This window comes from Corallococcus llansteffanensis (assembly GCF_003612055.1).
GTDB lineage: Bacteria > Myxococcota > Myxococcia > Myxococcales > Myxococcaceae > Corallococcus > Corallococcus llansteffanensis.
Genome location: NZ_RAWB01000091.1, coordinates 1 through 22401, shown reverse-complemented (window position 1 = coordinate 22401; position 22401 = coordinate 1). Strand labels below are relative to the sequence as shown.

General features: G+C 71.3%; 18 protein-coding genes. 13 read left to right on the top strand and 5 right to left on the bottom strand.

All coding sequences use genetic code 11. The features are described from left to right. The 3 genes from D7V93_RS11430 to D7V93_RS11420 form a co-directional block, all read left to right on the top strand. Nucleotides 1-201 (top strand): PilZ domain-containing protein (locus tag D7V93_RS11430; protein ID WP_244237240.1); only part of this gene is annotated, 201 nt, incomplete at its 5' end. A 52-nt stretch (nucleotides 202-253) separates the two neighbouring features. Beyond that, a complete protein-coding gene (locus D7V93_RS11425) occupies nucleotides 254-658 on the top strand; it encodes a cytidine deaminase (protein ID WP_120643435.1) in 405 nt (134 codons plus the stop codon). A gap of 12 nt (nucleotides 659-670) precedes the next feature. After that, nucleotides 671-2002, top strand: a complete 1332-nt coding sequence (locus D7V93_RS11420) for a 5'-deoxyadenosine deaminase (RefSeq protein WP_120643432.1) — start codon at nucleotides 671-673, stop codon at nucleotides 2000-2002. 18 nt (nucleotides 2003-2020) lie between these two features. Here the strand turns inward: D7V93_RS11420 and D7V93_RS11415 are convergent, their stop codons facing one another. Then, complete coding sequence (locus tag D7V93_RS11415; RefSeq protein ID WP_120643431.1) at nucleotides 2021-3382, bottom strand: sensor histidine kinase; 1362 nt, start codon at nucleotides 3380-3382, stop codon at nucleotides 2021-2023. Nucleotides 3383-3659: 277 nt separating this feature from the next. Here D7V93_RS11415 and D7V93_RS11410 point away from each other — a divergent pair, with 277 nt between their 5' ends. From D7V93_RS11410 to D7V93_RS11370, 9 genes are all read left to right on the top strand, one after another. After that, nucleotides 3660-4397, top strand: a complete 738-nt coding sequence (locus tag D7V93_RS11410) for a PspA/IM30 family protein (protein ID WP_120643430.1) — start codon at nucleotides 3660-3662, stop codon at nucleotides 4395-4397. Nucleotides 4398-4431: 34 nt separating this feature from the next. Further along, nucleotides 4432-5619 (top strand): ABC transporter substrate-binding protein, encoded by a 1188-nt coding sequence (locus D7V93_RS11405; RefSeq protein ID WP_120643429.1) that lies wholly within the window; start codon nucleotides 4432-4434, stop codon nucleotides 5617-5619. A 25-nt stretch (nucleotides 5620-5644) separates the two neighbouring features. Then, nucleotides 5645-6451, top strand: a complete 807-nt coding sequence (locus D7V93_RS11400; RefSeq protein ID WP_120610492.1) for a hypothetical protein — start codon at nucleotides 5645-5647, stop codon at nucleotides 6449-6451. 144 nt (nucleotides 6452-6595) lie between these two features. Further along, the gene (locus D7V93_RS11395) at nucleotides 6596-8245 is read left to right on the top strand and encodes a hypothetical protein (RefSeq protein WP_120643428.1); all 1650 of its coding nucleotides are present in this window, start codon (nucleotides 6596-6598) and stop codon (nucleotides 8243-8245) included. Then, nucleotides 8242-8946 carry an ABC transporter ATP-binding protein gene (locus D7V93_RS11390; RefSeq protein WP_120643427.1) on the top strand — a complete coding sequence of 235 codons (705 nt, stop codon included), beginning with the start codon at nucleotides 8242-8244 and terminating at the stop codon, nucleotides 8944-8946. Before D7V93_RS11395 ends, D7V93_RS11390 begins: the two co-directional genes overlap by 4 nt. Next, nucleotides 8943-10229: an ABC transporter permease gene (locus D7V93_RS11385; RefSeq protein ID WP_120643426.1), complete on the top strand. Its 1287-nt coding sequence runs from the start codon at nucleotides 8943-8945 to the stop codon at nucleotides 10227-10229. Before D7V93_RS11390 ends, D7V93_RS11385 begins: the two co-directional genes overlap by 4 nt. Continuing rightward, on the top strand, nucleotides 10226-10957 hold the full coding sequence (locus D7V93_RS11380) for a hypothetical protein (protein WP_120643425.1): 732 nt from the start codon (nucleotides 10226-10228) through the stop codon (nucleotides 10955-10957). Before D7V93_RS11385 ends, D7V93_RS11380 begins: the two co-directional genes overlap by 4 nt. A 108-nt stretch (nucleotides 10958-11065) precedes the next feature. Further along, nucleotides 11066-13639: a serine/threonine-protein kinase gene (locus D7V93_RS11375; RefSeq protein ID WP_120643424.1), complete on the top strand. Its 2574-nt coding sequence runs from the start codon at nucleotides 11066-11068 to the stop codon at nucleotides 13637-13639. 90 nt (nucleotides 13640-13729) lie between these two features. Beyond that, on the top strand, nucleotides 13730-15487 hold the full coding sequence (locus tag D7V93_RS11370) for an ATP-binding protein (protein WP_120643434.1): 1758 nt from the start codon (nucleotides 13730-13732) through the stop codon (nucleotides 15485-15487). 32 nt (nucleotides 15488-15519) lie between these two features. Here the strand turns inward: D7V93_RS11370 and D7V93_RS11365 are convergent, their stop codons facing one another. The 4 genes from D7V93_RS11365 to D7V93_RS11350 form a co-directional block, all read right to left on the bottom strand. Continuing rightward, the gene (locus tag D7V93_RS11365) at nucleotides 15520-16305 is read right to left on the bottom strand and encodes a L,D-transpeptidase family protein (protein ID WP_244237239.1); all 786 of its coding nucleotides are present in this window, start codon (nucleotides 16303-16305) and stop codon (nucleotides 15520-15522) included. Nucleotides 16306-16602: 297 nt separating this feature from the next. Next, complete coding sequence (locus D7V93_RS11360; RefSeq protein ID WP_120643422.1) at nucleotides 16603-18549, bottom strand: LysM peptidoglycan-binding domain-containing protein; 1947 nt, start codon at nucleotides 18547-18549, stop codon at nucleotides 16603-16605. A gap of 125 nt (nucleotides 18550-18674) precedes the next feature. Then, nucleotides 18675-20246 (bottom strand): multiheme c-type cytochrome, encoded by a 1572-nt coding sequence (locus D7V93_RS11355; RefSeq protein ID WP_120643433.1) that lies wholly within the window; start codon nucleotides 20244-20246, stop codon nucleotides 18675-18677. A 5-nt stretch (nucleotides 20247-20251) separates the two neighbouring features. Beyond that, nucleotides 20252-20638 carry a response regulator gene (locus tag D7V93_RS11350; RefSeq protein ID WP_120625879.1) on the bottom strand — a complete coding sequence of 129 codons (387 nt, stop codon included), beginning with the start codon at nucleotides 20636-20638 and terminating at the stop codon, nucleotides 20252-20254. A 181-nt stretch (nucleotides 20639-20819) separates the two neighbouring features. On the opposite strand from D7V93_RS11350, the gene D7V93_RS11345 reads away from it, so the two are divergent. Next, nucleotides 20820-22401, top strand: a 1582-nt coding sequence (locus tag D7V93_RS11345; RefSeq protein ID WP_120643421.1) for a mechanosensitive ion channel family protein, incomplete at its 3' end; no start/stop codon positions are given.

Below are 22401 nucleotides of genomic sequence, written 5' to 3'. Positions count from 1 at the left end.
GCCCTGAACCCGGGACAGTCCGTGGAGGTGCGCTTCGCGCTGCCCCCGTCCCTGGAGGAATTGCAGGTGCGCGGGGAAGTGTTGCCGCCCAAGGCCGGGGCCGAGGGCCCCGTGGTGCGCGTGCGCTTCGTGGAGTTGCCGGTGGAGGTGGAGCTCGCCATCGCCCGGCACCTGGACGAGCAGTTGACGGGCGGCCGCTAGGCGCTCCCGGGATGGACGGGCACCCGTGACGGGGCCCGCGAAGGAGGGCGGCATGGCGGACGAGATTCCCTGGGAGCGGCTGTTCGAGGAGGCCCTGCGGGTGCGTCAGCGCGCGCATGTGCCCTACTCGCGCTTCCCGGTGGGGGCCGCGGTGCTGTACGCGGACGGCTCCGTGGTGGCGGGCTGCAACGTGGAGAACGCCACCTATGGCCTCACCGTGTGCGCGGAGCGCAACGCGTTCGCCGCGGGCGTGGCCCAGGGCCGGGAGAAGCCGGTGGCGGTGGCCGTCGTCGTGGACACCCCGGACCCCTGTCCCCCGTGCGGCATGTGCCGCCAGGTGATGGCCGAATTCGCCGGGCCTGATATTCCGGTGCGCAGCCGCACCCTCTCCGGGGCGGAGGCGCGCTACTCGCTCGGAGAGCTGCTGCCGCACGCCTTCACCCGCGCCTTCCTCTAGGGTTCCCCCGCCGTGGATCTGCTCCTGACCAATGCCACCGTCGTGACCATGAACCGCGAGCGCGAGGTGCTGCCGCGCGCGGACGTGCTCGTGCAGGACGGTCGCATCGCGAAGGTGGGCCGGGGCCTGAAGGTGAAGGGGCCCCGCCGCCTGTTGGACCTCACCGGGCAGGTGGTGATGCCCGGCCTCATCCACGGCCACCTGCACGCCTGCCAGACGCTGTTCCGGGGCCACGCGGACAAGCGCGAGCTCCTGGACTGGCTGCGCGAGCGCATCTGGCCCATGGAGGCGGCGCACGACCCGGCGTCCCTGCGCGCCAGCGCGGACCTGACCTTCGCGGAGCTCATCCGCTCCGGTGCCACGGCGGCGCTCGACATGGGCACCGTGCACCACTACGACGCCGTCTTCGAGTCCGCGCGCGACAGCGGCTTCCGGCTCGTCGGTGGCAAGGCGATGATGGACTCCGGCGCGGAGGTGCCCCGGGGCCTGCGCGAAACCACGGCGGACTCGCTGTCGGAGAGCCTGGCGCTGATGGAACGCTGGCACGGCACCCACGACAACCGCCTGCGGTACGCGTTCGCGCCGCGCTTCGCCCTGTCCTGCACCCCGGAGCTGCTGCGGGAGGTGGGCCGGCTGTCGCGCGAGAAGGGCGTGCGGATCCACTCGCACGCGAGCGAGAACCCGAAGGAGACGGAGGTGGTCCGCCAGGTCACCGGCCAGGACAACATCGCCTTCTTCCACGGACTGGGGCTCACCGGGCCCCACGTCACGCTGGCCCACTGCGTCTGGGTGGAGGGCAAGGAGCAGGCGCTCCTGCGCGAATCGGGCACGGTGGTGTGCCACTGCCCGGGCTCCAACCTGAAGCTCGCGTCGGGCTACGCGCGCGTGCCGGAGCTGCTCGCGGACGGCATCCCCGTGGCGCTGGGCGCGGACGGCGCGCCCTGCAACAACACGTTGGATCTCTTCCACGAGATGCGGCTCGCGTCCGTGCTGCACAACCCGCGCGTGGGCCCGGTGGCGATGACGCCCATGCACGTGCTGGAGATGGCCACGCTGCACGGCGCGCGCGCCCTGGGCCTGGAGCACGAGGTGGGCTCGGTGGAGGTCGGCAAGCGCGCGGACCTCACCGTGGTGGACACGCGCGGCTTCCACTTCTGCCCGCTGCCGGACGACGTCACGGGACCGCTGGTGTACTCGGCGCGCTCCACGGACGTGTCGCACGTGCTCATCGACGGCAAGCTGGTGCTGCGCGAGGGCGAGCTGACGACGCTGGATGCCTCGCAGGTGCTGGGCAACGCCCGGACGCAGGCCGCGAAGCTCTTCGCCCGCGCGAAGCTGCGCTGAGGCGGAAGGCCCGCCTGGCTAGCGCGGCAGGCGCAGGACGAAGGACGTGGACCAGCCCTCCGCGTCCTCGACGGCCAGCCGGCCACCATGCGCCTCGGCCGCGAGCCGGGAGAAGTACAGCCCCAGGCCATAGCCCCGGCGGCCTTCCTTCTCACGGCTGCCCTGCGTGTACTTGTCGAAGAGGGACTCGCGCGCCTCCGGGGGGATGGCGATGCCGTCGTTGCGCACCGCCAGCCACTGCAGCCCTTGCGTCTCGCCCGCCTCCAGGCGCACCCGCCCGCCCGACGGCGCGTAGCGGAGCGCGTTGGTGGCCAGGTTCTCCACCACGCGGATGAGCAGGCCCGCGTCGCCCACGATTTGAAGGCCCGGGGTGGACGCGAGCTCCAGCCGGATCTTCCGCAGGCGGGCCGCGCCGTCCAGCGAGCGGCGCACCTCGTCCAGCAGCGGCGCCACCGGGAAGGGCTGCTTGCGCGGCGCCAGTCGCCCCTGCTCCAGGCGGGGCACGTCCAGCAGGTCGGAGATCATCCGGTCCAACCGCGCGGTGACGGCGAGCCCCGTGCGCACCGACTCCACCAGCGGCGTCCCGACGGGCAGCTCCTGCTCCATCCACGACAGCGACAGCGTCACGGCGGACAGCGGCGAGCGCAGGTCGTGCACGAGGAACTGCATCAGCTGCTCCTGGTGGCCCTGGACCGCCTCCAGCTGCGCGTTGCGCGCGTGCGCCTCCGCCAGCATGCGCTCGATGGTGCGGTGCGCCTCCTCCACCTCGGAGGTGCGACGGGCTTCCAATTGCCGCGCCACCTCCGCGCGCGACAGGTCCATGGCCAGCTGCCGCAGCCGCCCGGTGCCGTAGTGGCTCACCGCCGCGACCAGGAACAGCGTCACCGCCGCCACGGCCACCGCGCCGAAGCCCACGCCCGCCTCGCGCATGAGCACCGCCTGGGCCAGCGTCGCCAGGCCCGCCGTGCCGTAGACGAGCGGAGGCAGCAGCTCCAGGCCGCTCAGCGCCACCACGAGCGCGAAGAGGCCCAGGCTGAAGCCCGCCACGCCCGCGGGAAAGGGCGACACGGGCAGCGCCACCATCTGCAGCCCGAACACCAGCGCCACGTCCACCACGGACTGCACGAGGCTCAGCTGCCGCGTCACCGGGCGGAAGCGCAGCGCGAACAGCAGCGCCACCACCACGCCGTAGCCCACCAGCATCGCGGGGTAGTGCGCCCAGTCCTGGGCGCCGGACAGCCACAGCCCCACGCTCACCGCGAGGAACACGGCCGTGCCCACGAGCCGCACCACCGCCCCCGCGCCCAGCACGCGCTGGCGCTGGGCGCTCACCACCCGCGCGAGTTCGTTCTCAAAGGCGACGGGAGGAGGAGTGTCCATGCGACACGCCCGTTTTCCCCGCTTCTTCCCCTCGCGGCAAGTTCACGGCCGTGCGTCTTTCGCGACCCCGGGCAGGCCCCTAATGGGTGGAGCTGGCGGGAGGGGCCGGTTGGTGGCCCCGACCCCGGCCGGGCCGGCGGGCAGGGGAGCCCCTGGGGCAATCATCCGTCCGGGCCGGGCGTAGGCACCCTGACAGAGCCTTCCGGCCGGGTGCTTGTGGGCGACGGAGTTCGTGTAAGGTGGTTGGGATTACGCACAGGTGGAGGTGAGTGCCGACATGTGGCAACGATTCAAGAGAGCGATGCGGAGCTTCGCGGGCTTCTTCGTCTCCTCCATCGAGGATCCGGAGCTGATTCTCGAGCAGAACATCCGTGACCTGAACGACCAGGTCCCCAAGATGAATGAGTCCATCGCCATGGTCCGGGCGAATGTGACGCTGCTCGAGAAGGAGAACATGAAGTACCAGCAGGACGTGCGGGAGCTGACCGCCAAGGTCAAGGCCGCCATCCAGGCGGGCCGTGACGACCTGGCCGGCTCCTACGCGACCAAGCTGCAGGGCGAGAAGGAGGCCCTCGCGCGCAACGAGCAGCAGCTCGAGGTCGCGAAGCTCGCCTACGAGAAGGCGCTGAACGTGAAGAAGGCGTTCATGCGCGAGAAGGACAAGAAGACCCAGGAGGCGATGAACGCCGTCCGGGACGCGCGGCGCGCCAAGTGGCAGGCGAAGGTCGCCGACACGATGGAGTCCTTCACCGTCGCCGGCGTGGACTCCACGCACGACGAGATGCTCCGCAAGGTGCAGGAGAAGACGGCCATCAACGAGGCGCGCATGCAGATGGCGCTGGAGTCGGTGGATCACCAGGCCGCGGCCATCGAAGAAGAGGCCGAGAAGATCCAGGGCGACGAGCTGGTCAAGCAGTTCAAGATGGAGATGGGCCTGCTGAGCAGCCCCGCGCCCGTGTCGGACGTGGGGGCGGGCCCGGAGAAGACCATCGGCAAGAAGGTGGAGATCAAGTAGATCTCCGCCTCATGAAAGAGGCCGGCGCACACGGATGAAGCTGCACCGCGGACCCGGCCTCTTTCTCTTCCTCGCGCTCTGTGTGCTGGGCGCGGGGTACGTCTTCGCCTCGCGGGCGGGCTACCTGGACCGCCTGCAGGCGCGCTTCTTCCCGTCCACCCGCGAAGCCGTGCGGCTGTCCCCCGGTGACTTCCCCGCCGGCGTGGCGGCCCCCGTCGCGGACGTGGCGTCCGTGCCCTTGCGGCCCGTCCTCATCGGCTTCACCCCCCGGGGTTCCGCCGCCGCGCTGCTGGTGGCCACCGGGGGCGCCACGACGCTGGACAATCCCACCACCCCGCCGGGCGCGGCCCAGGGCCTCTTGAAGACGGCCTACGCGCTGGATGCCCGCGCGGTGCTCTTCGCCCGGGAGGAGGAGCTGAAGCAGGCCCTGTCCGTGGGCGCGGAGAACGGCGGCGTGGACATGGCGGCGCTGTCGGTGGACCGGCTCGCGTCGTGGGCGCCCACGCTCCGGGACGCGGCGCCGCGCACGGTGCTGCTGGTGGGCCGCAGCCGGGGCCAGGAGGCGATGGCGGCCGTGGGCGTGCCGGACCTCGCCAGCCTGCGCGGCAAGCGGGTGGGCGTGTATCCGTTCGGCTCCTCGCACTACTTCGCCCTCTGGGTGCTGTCGCGCTCGGGGCTGCGCACCTCCGACGTGCGGTGGGTGGACCTGCCCTCCACGCTGGATGCGGGCAGGGCCCTCCGGGAAGGCCGCGCGGACGTGGTGGTGGGGCTCTGGGGCGACGTGGAACTGGCCGCGAGGGACCGGGGCGGCACGGTGCTGGCGACGACGGCGGACGCGCCGCACCTGCTGGCCACGGTGCTGGTGGCGCGCGGGGACTTCGCGGCGCGCTACCCGGACGCGGTGCGCCGGGTGCTGCGGGGCCTGCTGGACGCGGGGCAGGGCGTGCTCAAGGACCCGGCGGCCGGGGCGCGGATGTTGGGCGAGGTGGCGCCGTACCTGGGCGACCCCACGGAGGCCATCCGGAGCGCACCGCCCGCGACACTTGCGGACAATCGGGCGTTCTTCGGACTATCCGGCGAGGCGCCAGTTACCTATGACGAGCTGTTCCAGAGCGCCGCGGCGCTCTTCCAGAAGCTCAAGCGCGGGACGGCGCCGCCCCCGGCGGAGGACACGCGGGACCTGGGCGCGCTGAAATATGTCTCCGAGGCGCGTGGGCCGTGACGGCCCGCGCGAAGGGAAGTCGGACGTGGCGAAGACACCGAACTACATCAAGGCCGCGTTCCTCCTGCCGGCCAACCTGGTGGGGCTGACGACGGCGGCCATGTCCAGCGCCGTGACGCAGGAGCCGCTGCCCATGCTGGTGGCGCTGGGCGTGGAGGGCCTGTACCTGGGCGTCCTGTCGTCCATGAAGCGCTTCCAGCGCGCCGTGCGGGCGAACACGCCGGACAACCCGGAGGCCGCGCGCGCGGCGGTGGACGCCCTGCTCGCGGACCTGGCGCCGTCGCAGCGCGACCACTACCAGCAGCTCGTGGGGCTGAAGGAGAAGATCCTCGCCAACTACCGCAAGCTGCCCGGCGGCCGCGTGCTGGTGGCGGACAGCGAGCCCAAGCTGGACGCGCTGCTCACGTCCTTCCTGCGGCTCATCTCCGCGCTCAACCAGTACCGCACCTACCTGAGCGGCTCCGACCGGGAGCACCTGACGGGGGAGGTGGCGGCGCTGGAGGCGGAGGTCGCCCAGGAGGCGAACCCCCGGCTCAAGGAAGTGAAGGACAAGCGCGTGGAGATCCTCCGCAAGCGCCTGGTGCGCTTCGAGCAGGCGGGCGAGAGCCGCGAGATGGTGAGCCACCAGCTCGCCGGCATCGAGGACCTGATGCGGCTGACGCACGAGCAGTCCATCGCCATCCGCGATCCGGAGAGCGTCAACCGGCAGCTCGACGTGCTCTCCGCGGAGACGGAGGCCACCGACGAGACGGTGCGCCAGATGGAGCGCTTCCTGGACTTCACCGAGGAGACGCGCGGGCCGCTGCCGCACGGTGGCACCCGCGTGCGGTGAGCCGGGCACGCGCCCGCAAGCCGGGCCGCTGCGCGGGAGCTTTCGTGGGAGCTGTTCACCGTGCCACCTTGGGAACGTGGCGGGGGCCCGCGACGTCGCACGAATAGATTGACTCTCCGTCAAAGGCATCCTGTCCTGCCGCCCATGCTCCGCCGCGTTGGGTTCATCCCGTTGCTCCTGTTGTTGGTCGTGTTCGCCGGCTGCTCGCGCTGCGGGAAGGACGCGGCCGGTCCCGCGTCCTCGCCAGCGGGCGTGTCGCGCTACCTGCCGCGCACGGCGCAGGCGGCCGTCGTCATCGACGACCTGGGGACGCTGGGCGAGAAGCTCGCGCGCTTCCAGAACCTCAAGGTGGCCTCGTTCCTCGCGCAGCTGCAGAACTTCCCCAGCGCGGAGCGCTACGTGTCCGCGGTGATGCGGCAGGTGGGCGTGGACCTGCGCAGCAGGAAGGCGCTGGAGGACGCCGGCATCGACCCGAAGCGCGGCGCGGGCGCGGCCTTCCTGGGCGGCACGCAGGCGGTGTCCGTCATCGGCGTGAAGGACGCGGACAAGCTGAAGACCACCTTCGCCACTTTCGCCCGCTCGCGGCTGGGCGCGACGGAGGAGAAGGAGACGAAGTCGGACGCGGGGCGGCTCGTCACCTTCAGCCGGCCGGGGGCCCCGGAGCCCGCGCTGGGCCTGCTCTTCCTCAAGCACGACCTGGTGCTCCTGTCGGCGGGCGCGTCGGTGAAGCGGCTGCCGGAGCTGGCGGCGCTGTCGGAGGAGAACTCGCTCGCGAAGGAGCCGGTGCTGGAGGCGTCCCTCAAGCGCCTGACGGGCGACCGGGACTTCCACGTGTGGCTGCCGGGCGGCTCCGGCCTCTTGCCCGCGGGCACCGTGCAGGGCATCACCTTCACGGGCCACATCGAGGAGCGCGCGGTGACGCTGCGCGCGGACGCGCCGTGGCCGGACTCGCAGGCGTCGCTCGCCGCGCTGGACCCCAAGGGCGACGAGTCGCTCGCGGGCTGGCTGCCGCAGGATGCCTTCTTCGTGGCGCGCTTCCGGGGGGACCCGGCGCAGCTGGACGGCGCGTGGCCGTACCTCGTGGGCGGGCAGGTGACGCGCGCGGTGCAGCAGGCGGGCTTCAACATGAAGACGGAGGTGTTGGACAACCTCAAGCCGGGCATGGTGATGGCGCTGTCGCTCGCGCCCAACGTCAACCTGGGCTCGGGCCTGCCGGACCTGGACCTGCGGCGCACGAACCCGTTCCGCTTCGTCAACCTGGTGGTGCTCGCGCAGACGCAGGACGCGGCGAAGGCGCAGGCCTCGCTGGAGAAGGTGCCCGGGCTCGCGCCCGGCTTCGGCGCGAAGGTGGAGGCCGTGGACCTGAACGGCCAGAAGGCCTACCTGACGTCGTACCGCGCGGGTGAGGGCGCGCACTTCGCGCTGACGAAGGAAGGCCGGCTGGTGCTCGCGGCCCCCCGCTCGCGCCTGGAGTCGTCGCTGGCCGCGCTCGCGCAGCCGGCGGGCCCGGGGCCCGTGTCGGACGACCTGAAGTCGGTGGGCAAGGATGCCGCGGTGGTGGTGCTGCTGGACCTGCGGAGGCTGTCGGACGCGGTGAAGGCGCTGCCGTCCGCCGCGTGGGGCATTGGCGGCTTCGCCATCAAGGCCACCACGGTGCGCTGGCTGGACGCCACCGATGACCTGCGCGCCGTGACGATGTCGCTGTCGCGCAAGGACAAGGCGCTGCAGGCGGAGATCTCGCTGCGCCTGACGCCCGCCCCGGCCACCACCACGACGACCCCGGCCACGCCTTGATTCGCGCGCGCGACGTCGTGAAGGAGTACGAGGACGGCGAGGGCTCGCGGGTGCGTGTGCTCGACGGCGTGTCGCTGGACGTGGAGGCCGGGGACTTCGTCGCGGTGGTGGGCGCGTCCGGCAGCGGCAAGTCCACGCTCCTGCACCTGCTGGGCGGCCTGGACGTGCACTACAAGGGCGAGGTGGAGGTGGGCGGCGTGAAGCTCACCGGCCTGCGCGACACGGACCTGGCGCGCTTCCGCAACACGCACGTGGGCTTCGTGTTCCAGTCCTTCCACCTCATCCCCAACCTGTCCGCGCTGGAGAACGTGCTGTTGCCATCGCACTTCGGTCCCGCCACGGCGGATGCGCGCAAGCGCGCGAGCAGCCTCCTGGAGCGCGTGGGCCTGGGCGCCAAGCAGGACCGCGCGCCGGTGCGCCTCTCCGGCGGCGAGCGCCAGCGTGTGGCCATCGCCCGGGCCCTCTTCGGCGGCCCGCGCCTGCTCCTGTGCGACGAGCCCACGGGCAACCTGGACGCGGCCACGGGCGCGGGCGTCATCCAGTTGTTCCAGGAACTGCACAAGGAAGGGCTCACCGTGCTCACCGTCACCCACGAGGAGCGCATGAGCGCGGTCGCGCGCCGCGTGCTGCGGCTCAAGGACGCGCGGCTCGTGGAGGAGTCCGAGACGACGTCGGCCCGGGCCTCGCGAGGTGCGCCGTGAGGTTGGACGCGCTGTCCCGACTGGTGAGGTTGTCACTCGCGCGCGAGCGCAAGGGCGCGTTCTTCTCCGCCTTCGGCGTGGCCATGGGCGTGGGCGCGCTCGTGTTCTTCGTGGGCCTGGGGCTGGGCGTGGGGCGCGTCATCCGCGAGCGCATCTTCCCCACGGACTCGCGGTTGGTGGACGTGGTACCCCCGTCGGTGTCGCTGGGCCTGCTGGGCGGCGGCAAGCTGGACACGGCCGCGGTGGAGCGGCTGGGCGCGCTGCCGGGCGTGGAGACGACGTACCGGAAGATGAACGTGCGTGTGCCGGCGGTGACGCGCTACGACGGCACCTTCTTCGGCTCGCGCCTGCGCATGGGCATGGAGGTGCTGGCGGTGGGCGTGGACCCCGGCCTCGTGCAGAAGGACGTGGGGCTGGCGGAGGCGAAGGACTTCAAGGACCCGGGCGAGGGCAAGGCCATCCCCGCGCTCATCTCCACGCGCCTGCTGGAGCTGTACAACAAGACGTTCGCGCCCGCGCGCAAGCTGCCGCAATTGTCCGCGGAGATGCTCATCGGCTTCGGCTTCCCGGTGGAGTTCAACCGCTCCTACGTGGCGGCCACGTCCGGCGGGCCCAGCACCACGCAGCAGGCGCAGGTGGTGGGCGCGTCCGACCGGGCCATGCTCGCGGGCATCACCATTCCGCTGGACACGGCCGTGCGCATCAACCGCGCCGCGGGCGCGGACGCGGACAACTACTCCGGCGTCACGCTGGTGGCCGCGGATCCTTCGCGTGTGTCCGAGCTGGTGGAGGCGGTGAAGGGGATGGGCTTCGAGATCGATGATCAGGAGCGCCGGCTCGCGGAGAACGCGGGCGCGGCGGTGACGCTCACCACCTCCGCGCTGGCGCTCCTGTCCATCCTCATCTGCGTGCTGGCCGCGGTGAACATCGCCCACGCGATGTCCTCGTCGGTGCGCGCGCGGGCGAAGGAGATTGGCGTGATGCAGGCGGTGGGCGCCTCGCGCGCGGACGTGCGCTCCATCGTGCTGGCGGAGGCCGCCGTGGTGGGCGTGCTGGGCGGCGCGACGGGCACGGCGGCGGCGCTGCTGCTGGCCTTCGCGGTGGACCGGCTCGCCACGGGCTACCTGCCCAACTTCCCCTTCAAGCCCGACAGCTTCTTCGCCTTCCCGTGGACCGTGGTCCTGGGGGGCGTGCTCCTGGGACTCGTGGCCGCGCTCGCGGGCGCCTACTTCCCCAGCCGCCGCGCCGCGGCCACGGATCCGGCGAGGACGCTCGCGGGATGACGGGCCCCACGCGCAGGACGCTCGTCACGAACCTGCTGTGCCTGGGCGCGCTCGCGTGGCTCTACGGCGGGGACCTCGTGGACGCCCTGCGCATCCGGTCCGCGGAAGCCTCCTCCTTCGCCTCGCCGCCGTCCGCCGTGCGCGCGGGCGTGGTGCTGGGGCTCGCGGGGGTGGGGCTCGCCGTGTTCGGCGTGGGGCTCCTGCGCAAGCAGCCGGAAGGCTTCAAGGGCTACCGGCTGCTGCCCATCCTGCTCGTGGGCGCGCTCTTCGTGGACCTGGTGCTGGCGGAGGGCAGGGCACCCCTGGACGCGTCGGAGATGGCCGCCGTGGCGCTGCGGCACTTCCAGGAGGGCGCCCAGAAGCTCGCGACCCCGGAGGCGGTGCCTTCCGAGGCGCGCGTCCTCCAGCCGCTCGTGGACACGCTGGGGGCCGCGCCCTACCAGGTGCACGGAGTACCGGTGGGCGGCTACGCACTCCAGGTGCGCACGGGCTGCGAGGGCCCCGCCCTGGACACTTCCGGCACGCGGCCCGGAACGTTGCTGTACTGTGCCGCCCGGGACGGCAGGCAGGCGTGGGTGACGCTGGTCGGGCTGCCCGCCGAGGTGCGCCTGGGTGCGCCCGCGGTCTTCTCCCTCCGGGGCGAGCCACGCATCGCTGTCATCCGCCCCCGGGTCCCCGAGGAGGACGGCGTCGCGCCGGACAGCGAAGCCACGTCCATTTCGCCGTGAGTGCAGGTCGCCTGCAGAGCAAGCGGGCGGAAATAGGTCCGCGCGCGCGGTTGACCCTGCTGAGCCGCGATCGATAGGCTCCTTGCAAGGACTCGACCCCCACCCAAAGTGACGACCTCTCAACCGAAGCGGCAACCCATCCCGTTCGGGAAGTATCTCCTCCTGGACCGCGTCAACATCGGCGGCATGGCGGAGGTCTGGCGCGGCAAACAGTTCGGCGCCAGTGGCTTCGAGCGGCTCGTCGCCATCAAACGAATCCTGCCGAACATCGCGGAGGATGAAGAATTCATCTCGATGTTTATCGATGAGGCGAAGATCAGCGTCCAGCTGACCCACGCCAACATCGCGCAGATCTACGAGCTCGGGCAGATCGCCAGCAGCTACTTCATCTCGATGGAGTACATCCCCGGCAAGGACATGCGGGCCATCTTCGACCGCTGCCGGAAGAAGGGTGAGCCCGCGCCGGTGCCGCTCGTGGTCTTCTGCGTGGCGAAGATGTGCGAGGGCCTGGACTACGCCCATCGCAAGAAGGACGGGATGGGGCGCGACCTCAACATCGTCCACCGCGACATCTCGCCGCAGAACGTGCTCGTGTCCTTCGAGGGCGAGGTCAAGGTCATCGACTTCGGCATCGCGAAGGCGGCGGGCAAGGCCACCAAGACGCAGGCGGGCATCCTCAAGGGCAAGTTCGGCTACATGAGCCCGGAGCAGATCCGCGGCCTGCCGCTGGACCGGCGCTCGGACGTGTTCGCCATCGGCGTGTGCCTCTACGAGATGCTCACCGGTGAGCGCCTCTTCGTGGGCGACAGCGACTTCAGCGTGCTGGAGAAGGTGCGCAAGGCGGAGGTGCCGTCCCCGTCCACGTACAACCGGCGCATCCCGGAGGCGCTGGAGCGCATCGTGCTCAAGGCGCTCGCGAAGGACGTGGAGGAGCGCTACCAGTACGCGAGCGAGCTCGGCGACGACCTGCAGCGCTTCCTGCTGACGAGCGACTCCATCTTCAGCCGCCGGGACCTCATGCAGTACATGAAGTCCACGTTCGCCGAAGAGGTGGAGCGCGAGAAGCAGCGCCTGGCCGAGTACGCGGACATCCGCGCGCCGGACGGCATGCTGGCGGCCATCGAGGCGGGCTACAGCGGCCCGTCGCCGGTGCCCACGCAGAGCATGACGAACCTGCCCTCGGTGCAGCCGTCGTCCGCGCCGGCCGTGGAGCCGGTGCAGTCGCCGCCGCCACAGCGGCCCTCCAACCCCAGCGCTTCGGCGCAGGGCAATGGGCAGGGGGCGCGCCGTTCGCCCACGCTCGCCGCGCTGCCCAAGCTGACCGCCGCGCCCGCCGCGCCCTCTCCCAAGGAGGACGAGGAGCTGGCGACGCAGATGGTGGACCGCGACGCCGTCTTCAACGATGCCCCGGAGCCCACCACCCAGCCCGGCGCCGCCATTGGCCGCGCCGTCACCCCGCTGGAGTCCCAGGCCGCCTCCGCCGAGGACGATGAGGACGTGTCGGGCCGCACCGCCGTCATCCCGCCGCCCTCTTCGATGCCGACCCCCGCGCAGCTCCAGGGGCCGCCGCGCTTGTCGCAGAACAACGCCCCGGTGCTGACGGCCGCGCCGCCGCGCCCGTCGTTGACCAACGTGCCCACCCTGATGTCCCACGACGCGCCCGCGCCGCGTCCGACGCCGAACCGGGTGAACGACAGCCAGCTGCCGCGCATCCTCCGGCCGGACTCCCCGCCGGAGCCGATGCCGCCCCTGCCGCGTCCCGCCACGCCGCCCGTCCTGGGCGCGGGGAACCCGTCGCGGCCGCCCCCGCCGTCGAGGGAAGTGAAGGACTCGCACGCGAAGGACGTGTCCGCGGAGGAAGCGGGCCGGGGTCTGGGCCTGCGCGGTCTGGACAAGCGGCTGCTCTACAGCGTCGTGGGGCTGGCCTCGCTGATGCTGCTGGTGGGCCTGGCGGTGGTGTTCAAGCCGAGCAGGGCCGCGCTGGGCTACGTGATGGTGGAGCTCAAGACGCCGGAGGCGAAGTCGCGCGCCATGGTGTCCATCAACGCGGGGCCCGCGGAGCCGTTCCCCGCGAACGGCTTCATCCTGAAGCAGGTGCCCGTCGGCAGCGCGCTGGTGGTGGTGACCGCGGAGGGCTTTGACGCCTTCAACCAGTCCGTGACGGTGACGGAGGGCTCCAACGCCGCGCAGGTGCGCACCGTGCTGCAGCGGCAGGCGCGCTCGGTGGTGCTGGTGTTCAAGACCTCGCCCGATGACGCGGAGGTGAAGATCGACGGCAAGGTGGCCCGGCCCCAGGGCAATCATTCGCCCGTCAACCGGGATTTCTCCCTGACCACCGACTCTCCGCTCGTGGAGGTGTCCGCCCCGGGCTTCCGGCCGGTCGTCAAGACGATGACCGTGAAGGAGGGCGCCATCGACGTGGTGGCGACGCTCGAGCGCTCCGACCTGGAGGTGCGGGTCGAATCCACGCCGGAAGGCGCCTCCATCTTCCTGGGCAGCAAGGACCTGGGCATCAGCACGCCGGCCACGGTGCGGGTGCCGCCGGGGACGCGGGAGCTCACGCTCAAGCTCAAGTGCTTCGCCGACGCGGACGTGACCGTCGGCTCGCCCGCCACGGCGGGGGCCACGGTCAAGGTGGACGCGTCGCTGAGGAAGCTGCCGCCCGCCCGTTGTCGGGAATGAGCGGCCGCGCGGCCAGGACGCGTTAAGCTGGAGCCTGGGGGTCCTCCCCCCAGGGGTCCTGGGGGGACGCGACACCGGAGGGGTGTGTCCGTGACGAAGGTGCGCAAGGTGAGCAAGACGGATCCGCTGGCGGATCTGCCCCGTTGGGCGCAGCAGCTGGCGCGCAAGTACTACACGAAGACCGTCAGCACCTTCCTGCTGTACGGGGCGGTGCGGGACCTGCAGCCCCTGCAGTTGGAGGACGGCGGGCGCGGCTTCGGCACGCTCAAGACCTTCCTGTCGGAGGAGCTGTTCGGCGGACGGGACCACGTCCTGTTCTACGACCGCTCGTCGGGCATCCGCTCGGCGACGCCGGAGACGCAGAAGGACCTGGCGCGGGCCATGACGGGCTACGACGCCATGTACGGCACCGACTACGCCAAGGTGATGCCTCGCGACCCGGGCCGCGCGCTCCAGATTCTGGAGAACTTCCTGCGCATGCGCCTGAGCGAGGGCCGCTCGCTGGCGCTCATCATCGACTTCGCGGAGACGCTGGTGCCCGGCGGGGAGATGAGCCACCTGTCCGCGGAGGACCGCTTCGTCGTGGCCACGCTGGACAAGTGGGCGCACGACCCGCAGTTCCTCGCGGGCGACGTGTCGGTGGTGCTGCTGGCGGAGAACCTGGCGGACATGTCGCCGCGCATCAGCCGCAACCCGTACGTCGCACCCATCGAGCTGCCCCTGCCCACCGAGGAGGAGCGCCTGGACTACGTGCGCTCCAAGCTGGACGGCAAGCGGCTCCAGTCGCTGTCGGAGGTGCCGCTGGCGGGCCTGGCGAAGATGACGGCCGGCCTGTCGCGCATCAACCTGGACCGCGTGCTCACGGAGGCGGTGGAGCGGGAGATCCGCATCACGCCGGAGCTGCTCAAGGAGAAGAAGAAGGAACTCATCCAGGCGGAGTGCCACGGCCTGCTGGAGTTCATCGAGCCGGCGCACAACCTGGACGCGGTGGCGGGCCACGCGCACGCCAAGCAGATGCTGCGGCAGGCGGCGTCCGCCCTGAAGAAGGGCCGCATCGAGGTCATGCCCATGGGCTACCTGCTGAGCGGGCCGGTGGGCACGGGCAAGACGTTCATGGTGAGCTGCTTCGCCGGGGAGATTGGCATCCCGGTGGTGAAGTTCCTGAACTTCCGCAGCCAGTGGCAGGGCGTCACCGAAGCGAACCTGGAGAAGATCTTCAACCTGCTCAAGGCCCTGTGGCCAGTGGCGGTGATGGTCGACGAGGCGGACACCTTCCTCGGCAACCGCGACTCCGGCGGGGACTCCGGCACGAGCAGCCGCATCTTCGGCTCCATCGCGTCCTTCATGGGCAACACGCAGTACCGCGGCAAGATCGTCTGGTTCCTGCTGACGGCGCGGCCGGACCTGCTGCCCATCGACTTGAAGCGCCAGGGGCGCGCCGAGGAGCACATCGCCCTCTTCTATCCGCAGACGGACGCGGAGCGGAACGAGCTGTTCCAGGTGATGAGCCGCAAGACGGGCGTCGCGGTGGAGGGCGTGGAGTCCTTCGCCTCGCTCATCCCGGCGGGCTTGCGCGACTTCAGCGGTGCGGACATCGAAGCCGTGATGGTGCGCGCGAAGTTCCGCGCCCTGGCGGACAACCGGGACCAGGTGACGAAGGACGACCTGGTCGCGGTGCTGACGGACTTCGTGCCGCCCAGCTACCCGCTCGAAATCGAGATGCAGAACCTGGTCGCGGTGCAGGAGTGCACCAGCCGGTCGCTGCTGCCAGAGAACTTCCGCGCGCTGGACCGGGACGTCATCAACCGGCGCGTGCGGGAGTTGAAGATGATGCTCGAGGAGCAGTGAGCGCGTGAGCCCCCCCACCGTTGGCGGTCCTCTCAGCCGACGGTGACGGGGACGCCCAGGTGCGGGTCCTGGAGCGTCTCCACCACGGCGATGCGGTCCCCCACGGCGAGCGCGTCATGCAGCACGAGGATGTCCTCGTCCGCGTGGCGGATGCAGCCGTGGGACACGTCGCCGCCCAGCAGCGCGGGCGCGCTGGTGCCGTGCAGCTCCTCGCCGCTGCGGTGGCCGTCCACCCAGGAGAGGTCCAGCAGCCGCGCGCCGAACACGTGCCGGTCGTTCCACAGCCGCGCGCCCGCGTTCTCCGTGGCCACCTGGTCCAGCTTCGCCCGCACCACCTTGAGGCCCGGGTGCGTGGGCGTCAGGGCGGTGCCCACGGCGTTGGGGAAGATGTCCAGGAGCCGCCCCTCCGGGTCGAAGAGGAAGGTGCGGTGCTCGCGCAGGGCAACGACGACGCGCACCGGCTGTCCCGCGTAGAAGGGCGAGGGCAGGGCGCGCGTCTGCCCCCGGGAGCCCGGCGCCGGAGCAAGTCCCTCCAGGGCGCGCAGGGTCGCGGTGTCGAGCACGCCGCTCGCGCGCACGGCGGGGAACGCGGCGCTCGCGTGCACCTGGAAGTTGCGCAGCGCGCGGGCCGTGTCCGGGCCGTAGCGCCCATCCACGCCCCCGTACAGCGCGAAGCCCATGTCCAGGAGCGCGCCCTGCACCGCGCGCAGCCCGTCTCCCTGGGCGCCCGGCCCCAGCACCGCCGCCCCCGCCGCTACATCCGCGAGCTGCGCTGAACCCATGAAGCGCGCGTGCTCCAGGGGCGCCGTGGCCGTCACCGCGGCTCCGCTCGTCACCGGAGTGAGGACGGAAGGGACCGGCCCACCGAAGCGCGTGAGCGTGTTGCTCCCCCCGGGTGGCGCGGAGGCGCGCCCCTCATCTCCAGCGACCGTCCTGTCACCGGGACGTTCCGCTCCACGGGACGGGACGGAGCGCAGCAAAGGCGTTGCCGCGCTGGAGGGGGAGGGCTCCCGCGTGTCGAGCGTTTCAGCGGGAAGGGAGGACGTCTGTCGAAGCAGTGCGGAGGCGAGCATGACGCCGGGGACTGCAAGGCCCCGGCCGTCGCTCAGCCACCGCTACGGCGCGCTCAGCGACAGCAGCTTGCCGGTGGGGACGGTGCGGTGGTCCTTGATGTGGTTCCACTTCATGATGTCCTCCACGCTCACGTTGTAGCGCTGGGCCACCGACCAGAGCGTCTCGCCGACAGCGAGCGTGTGCACCTTGCCCTTGGGGCCCACGGGGGCCTGGCCCGCCACGGCGGAGGCCACGACGATGGTGCCGCCGCGCTCCTCCACCTTTGCGGGCCCCGCGCCGGCGGGCTCCGACGGCCACACCGTCAGCAGCGTGCCCAGCGACAACGTGCGGTTGCGGCGGGGCAGGTTGTTCCACTTCTTCATGTCGTCCACCGACACCTGGAAGCGGTTGGCGATGAGCCACAGGCTGTCGCCCTCCTGCACCCCGTACGTCACGCGCGTGCGGCCGTTCACCTTCTCCGTCTTCACCGGGCCGGCGGCCACGGGGCCCTTGGGCGTGCCCGCGGGCACCTCGTCCTCCGGCCGGTTCGCCACCACGCCGCTGCGCCGCGCCTGCGCCACCTTCGTCGCCAGGGCCCCGCTCGCGTCACCGCTGCCCCCCCGGCCCGACGGCACCGGAATCACCAGCTCCGCGCGCAGCTTCAGCGTCCGCGCGCTCTTGAGCCGGTTCATCTGGAGGATGGCCTCCGGCGCGGTGCCGTACTGCTGGGCGATCTGCGACAAGGTGTCGCCGCGCTTCACGGTGTGCACGCGGAACGTCAGCCGGTCCGCCGGCGACAGCTTCTGGAAGTTCTCCGCGAAGCGCGTCGAGGTGCCCTTCGGCAGCCGCAGCACGTAGGGCTTCGCGGCCGTCGCCGGGGGCGTGCACCAGCGCTTCAGCTCCGGGTTCAAGTCCTGCACGTCCAGCACGCTCACCCCGGCCGAACGCGCCAGCACGTCCAGGTCGGTCGCGTCCGTGAGCTTCACCTCTTCGTAGTCCAGCGCGGACTCGTACTGGAACTCCTCCTCGGAGAAGCCGAACGCGGCGGGGTTCTTCGCCACCAGCGCCGCGGCGATGAGCTTGGGCACGTAGTGCTTCGTCTCCTTCGCCAGCCCGCGCTCCTCGGCCAGCAACCACCAGTCGCTCGTCCCGTAGCGCTCCACCATCTTGCGCACCCGGTACGAGCCGGTGTTGTAGCCGGCCCACGCCAGGTACCAGTGGCCCAGCTCGCCGTAGAGGTCCTTCAGGTATGCCGCCGCCGCGTGCGTGGCCTTGATGGGGTCGCGCCGCTCGTCCACCCAGAAGTCCTGCTTGAGCCCGTACTGCTTGCCCGTGCTGGAGATGAACTGCCACGGCCCGGCCGCGTGCGCCCACGAGTAGGCGTTGGCGGAGAAGCCGCTCTCGATCATCGCCAGGTACACCGTGTCCCGGGGCAGCCCCTTCGACTCCAGGATGGGCTGCATCACCGGCAGGTAGCGCGTGGAGCGAGCCATCCACTTGCGGAACCACTTGCGGCCCGGGCCCTGGAAGAACTGGATGTACTCGGCCACGAGGGGCTGCATGTCGACCGGGATGTCGAAGCGGTCCTTCACCTGCGAGATGTCGAGGGTCGCCAGGTTCGTGATGCGCGCCAGCGCCGGGGGCGTGTCGTCCTCGCGGAAGGTGGGCTCCTCCAGCGCGTCCAGCATCCGCAGCCGCAGCGGGTTCGTCAGCCCCAGCCGCCGGAGCGACTGCATCATCTCCGCGTTCGGCTTCGACTCCGGATCCAACGCGGCGCCTTCCAGCGCGCGCAGCTCCTCCAGCTCCGCGGACTCGGCCTCCACCTCTTCCGTCTCGTCCCCTTCCTCCATGGGCACCGGAGGCGCGGCCAGGCTCCCATCCGCCGTCAGCGAAGGAGCCTCCGGGGAAGGCAGCGCATGCATGCCGGGCGGCGGCACGGGCTTCGGCGCCACGCCCTGCGGGGAGGGGACCGAGGCCAGGGCAAGCAGGAGGAGGGACAGAGGCGGCATGGGAACGCCAGGCGAGGTCGCCCAGAAGCAGGCGAAGTCCGCAGTATTCGCCAGCTTTCTTGACAGTCAAACAACAAGTCGCCAGGTATGCCCTCCGGACGGACCCTGGGTGGGGGCAGGCGCCCCTATTTCGCCGGGGGCTCCCCCGCTTGCCCGCTCTTCACCGGTTTTCCATGACCTGGGCCGAGCACCCGGGGCAGGTAGGTGGCGAAGTCGAAGTGCGGTGAGTTCTCCGGGTTGTGGCAGGTGACGCACGCGGCCTGTCCCGGCTTGCCCACGATGGTCTCCGGGCTGGGGGCCTCCACGTGCAGCGAGCCCGGGCCGTGGCAGCTCTCGCAGCCCACGTCCTCGCGCCCGGCCACCTTGTCCAGCCGGCACACGCCGCCGGGCTGCTGCCAGCCGGTGACGTGGCAGCCGATGCAGTTGAGGTGGTGCTGCTTGCCCACCGCCTCCAGCGTCTCCCATGCGTGGTGGTGCTTCGTGCCCTGCCACACGGTGGTCGCGTCGGGGTGGCAGTCCGCGCAGGCCGCGCTGCCGACGAACCCTGCCTTCCCCTTCGCGGGAGGCGGACAGTCCTGGCCGTGCTCTTTCGCCCACGCGAGGTTCAGCTTCCCCACGTCCGCGTCGTAGGCCTTCACCAGCGCCTGTGTGTCCGGGGCGGAGGGCAGGTCGGACTCCAGCGGCAGGAAGCGCAGCGCGAAGCCATTGACGTCGGTGGCGGGCGCGGGCGGCGCGGTGAGGAAGGCCTGCTTGCGCGCGGACAACTCGTCGCGCTTGCCCTGCTTGAGCGCCTTCAGCTTCGGGTCGATGCCCGGCAGGTTGATCTCCTTGTCCAGGAGCGCCATGCGCTGCTCCAGCGCCGCCACCTCCCGGTCCACGTCCCCCTGCGAGCGCTGGAGCGTGAACGGCCCACGCGCGGCCGCGTACGTCAGGTCCACGCGCAGCAGCGAGCGCCCCTTGCTCTGCACCGCCACCACCGGCACGTCGGAGCGCACCAGCCGGTTGGTCTCCGCGGAGAACTCACCGGCGCTGTGCGTGGCGACCACCAGGTTCGCGGCCAGCCCCGGCAGCGCGGCGACGGCCTGCGCGGCCTCCAGCGGCTGGTCCAGGAGCGCCACCACGAAGTCCGCGCCCTGGGCCCGCGCCTGCTGGCTGGCCTGGACGAGCACCTCCGCCGACGCCGCCGCCACCACGCCCACCTTGCGAGCGCCCGCGTCCAGCAGCTTCACCCCGCCCGGCGCCACCTCCGGCAGCCCCAGGCCCCGGCGGAAGTCCGCGCCGCGCGTGTCGTCCAGCTCGCCCGTGGCGCGCACCGCGAGCCCCATGGTCCGGAACGCGTCCGCGAGCGCCTTCGCCTTGCGCTCCTCCTGGGGCACCTGATCCGCCTTGAGGTGCGACTCGCCGAAGAGGCTGTTGCCGCCGTCCACGTAGAGCACCGGCTGGCCGCCCTTGCGCGCCTCCTGCACCTGGAACGCCGCCCGGCCGATGCCGCCGCGCATGTTCTCGCTGCACCCGCAGGGGCCCAGGTAGCCGCGCGTGTCGGCGGAGAGGATGAGGACCGCGCCCGGCGGGGACGCGACGGCGGTGGGGGAGGTGACCTGGGGCGTCGGGGAGGCGCCCTCCTGGGGGCGCGACTCCTGTCGCCTGCATCCGGGGAGGAGCGCGCCCACGAGCGCCGCGAGGACGACCGCGCGCATCCGCATCACCAGAGGATGCTCTGCACCAGTTCGTCGATCTTCTCGCCCATTGCCTCCAGGCCGTTCACCTTGGAGAGCGAGCCATCCGCGCCCACCTGCTCGGCCAGCTTCGACAGCTCGTCGTCCGGCAGGCTGGAGAACAGCACGATGGGGATGTCCTGCGTGCCGTACTCGTTCTTCAGCGTGCGGCAGATGTCCGTGCCCTTGGCCTCGGGCATGTGGATGTCGGTGAGGATGAGGTCCGGTCGCCAGCTCTGGAGCGTTTTCTCAAACTCCATGAGTGTGGAGGTGGCCACGACCTCGTAGCCGCGCGCCTCCAGGACGGCCTTCTCCATGGCGAGGGTGATCTCGCTGTCGTCAATCAGGAGGATTCTTCGCTTCTGCTCGGACACGGCGACCTTCCTTGGGGGTCGGTTCTAGCCCACCACCTCGCAGCGCACCAATGCTTTCCCGTGGCGGCTCCGGACCCCGGAATCCGGCTCTTTGCGGCAGGGGTTTCCGCCCGCCCGGCCGCCCCCGGAGCAAGTCCGACTTTTACGGGCAACGAGGCTGAGAAAGGGTATGGAGGCACCCATGAAGCAGAGAGCCCCCCGGGCCCTGACGGCCCTCGTCCTCCTGTGGAGCGTCCTGGTCGGCCTTCCCGCCGCCGCGCTCAACCCGGGCCTGGGGCAGGTCCCCCAGGACCTCGACCGTTTGTCGCCGCGCGCCACCACGCAGGGGTTCCTGGACGCGGTGCATCGTGGGGACTACCCCCGCGCCGCCCACTACCTCTACCTGGACTTCCTCCCGGCCGCCGAACAGGCCACGAAGGGCCCGCAGCTGGCGCGCCGGCTGAAGTTCGTCCTGGACCGCGAGCTGGCCGTGGACATGTCCGTGCTGTCCAAGACGCCGGAGGCGGATGCCGCCAACTCGCGCTTCGACTCGCTGGGCGCCATCCCGCTCAAGGGTGCGAGCGTGCCCATCCGCCTGCAGCGGGTGACGGTGGAGGGCGTGCCCACCTGGGTCTTCGCGGAGGCTACCGTGAAGATGGTGGATCCGCTCTTCGACGAATACGGCCCGCTGCTCACGGAGACGCTGCCGTCCTTCTTCTTCGACCGCACCGTGATGGGCCTGGAGCTGTGGCAGTGGCTGGGGCTGCTGGTGACGCTGCTGGGCGCGTGGATCCTCTCGCTGCTGTTGGAGCGGCTGCTGCTGGCGACCGCGATGCGGGTGGCGCACTGGACGAACATCGCCTGGGACGACGAGCTCGTGGGCGCGGGCCGGGGGCCCTTGAGGCTGCCGTTCTTCGCGGGCCTGCTGGCCCTGGGCACGTCGTTCCTGCTGCTGCCCCCCAAGCTGAAGCTCCTGAGCGAGCGGGTGAGCTACTCGCTCGTCATCATCGCGGTGGCGTGGTTCATCCTGCGCTTCCTCCGCGTGTCGGAGGCGTTCGTCCAGGGCCGCGTCACCCCGGAGGCCGGCAGCCGGCCCCGGGCGCGCGCGCTGCGCACGCAGCTGGCCGTGCTGCGCGCCGTGTTCGAGGTGGCCACCTACGTCATCGCCGCCGCGCTGCTGCTGATGCAGTTCGAGGTGGTGCGCAACGTGGGCGTGTCGCTGCTCGCCTCCGCCGGTATCGCCGGCCTGGTCATCGGTCTTGCCGCGCAGAAGTCCATCTCCACGCTGCTCGCCGGCATCCAGTTGTCCATCACCCAGCCCGTCAGCATCGGCGACCAGGTGCTGGTGGAGGGCGAGTTCGGCACGGTGGAGGAGATCACCCTGACGTACGTCGTGCTGCGCATCTGGGACCAGCGCCGGATGGTGATTCCCATCACCCAGTTCCTGGACAAGCCGTTCCAGAACTGGAGCAAGGGGGCCCCGGAGATGATGGGGACCGTCATCCTCCAGGTGGACTACATGGCGGACATCGACGCGCTGCGCGCGGAGCTGGACCGCATCCTGGCGAACGAGGGCCGGGACCTGTGGGATGGCCGGGTGAAGACCCTCGTGGTCTTCGACGTGATGGACAAGACCCTCACGGTGCGGGCCCTGGTGAGCGCGGCGAACTCCGACAAGTTGGGCGACCTGCGCTTCCTCGTCCGGGAGCAGATGGTCCTCTTCCTGCGCGCCCGGCCCCAGTGGCTGCCCACCGTGCGCAGCGAGTCCCGGCCCGCCGTCGCCC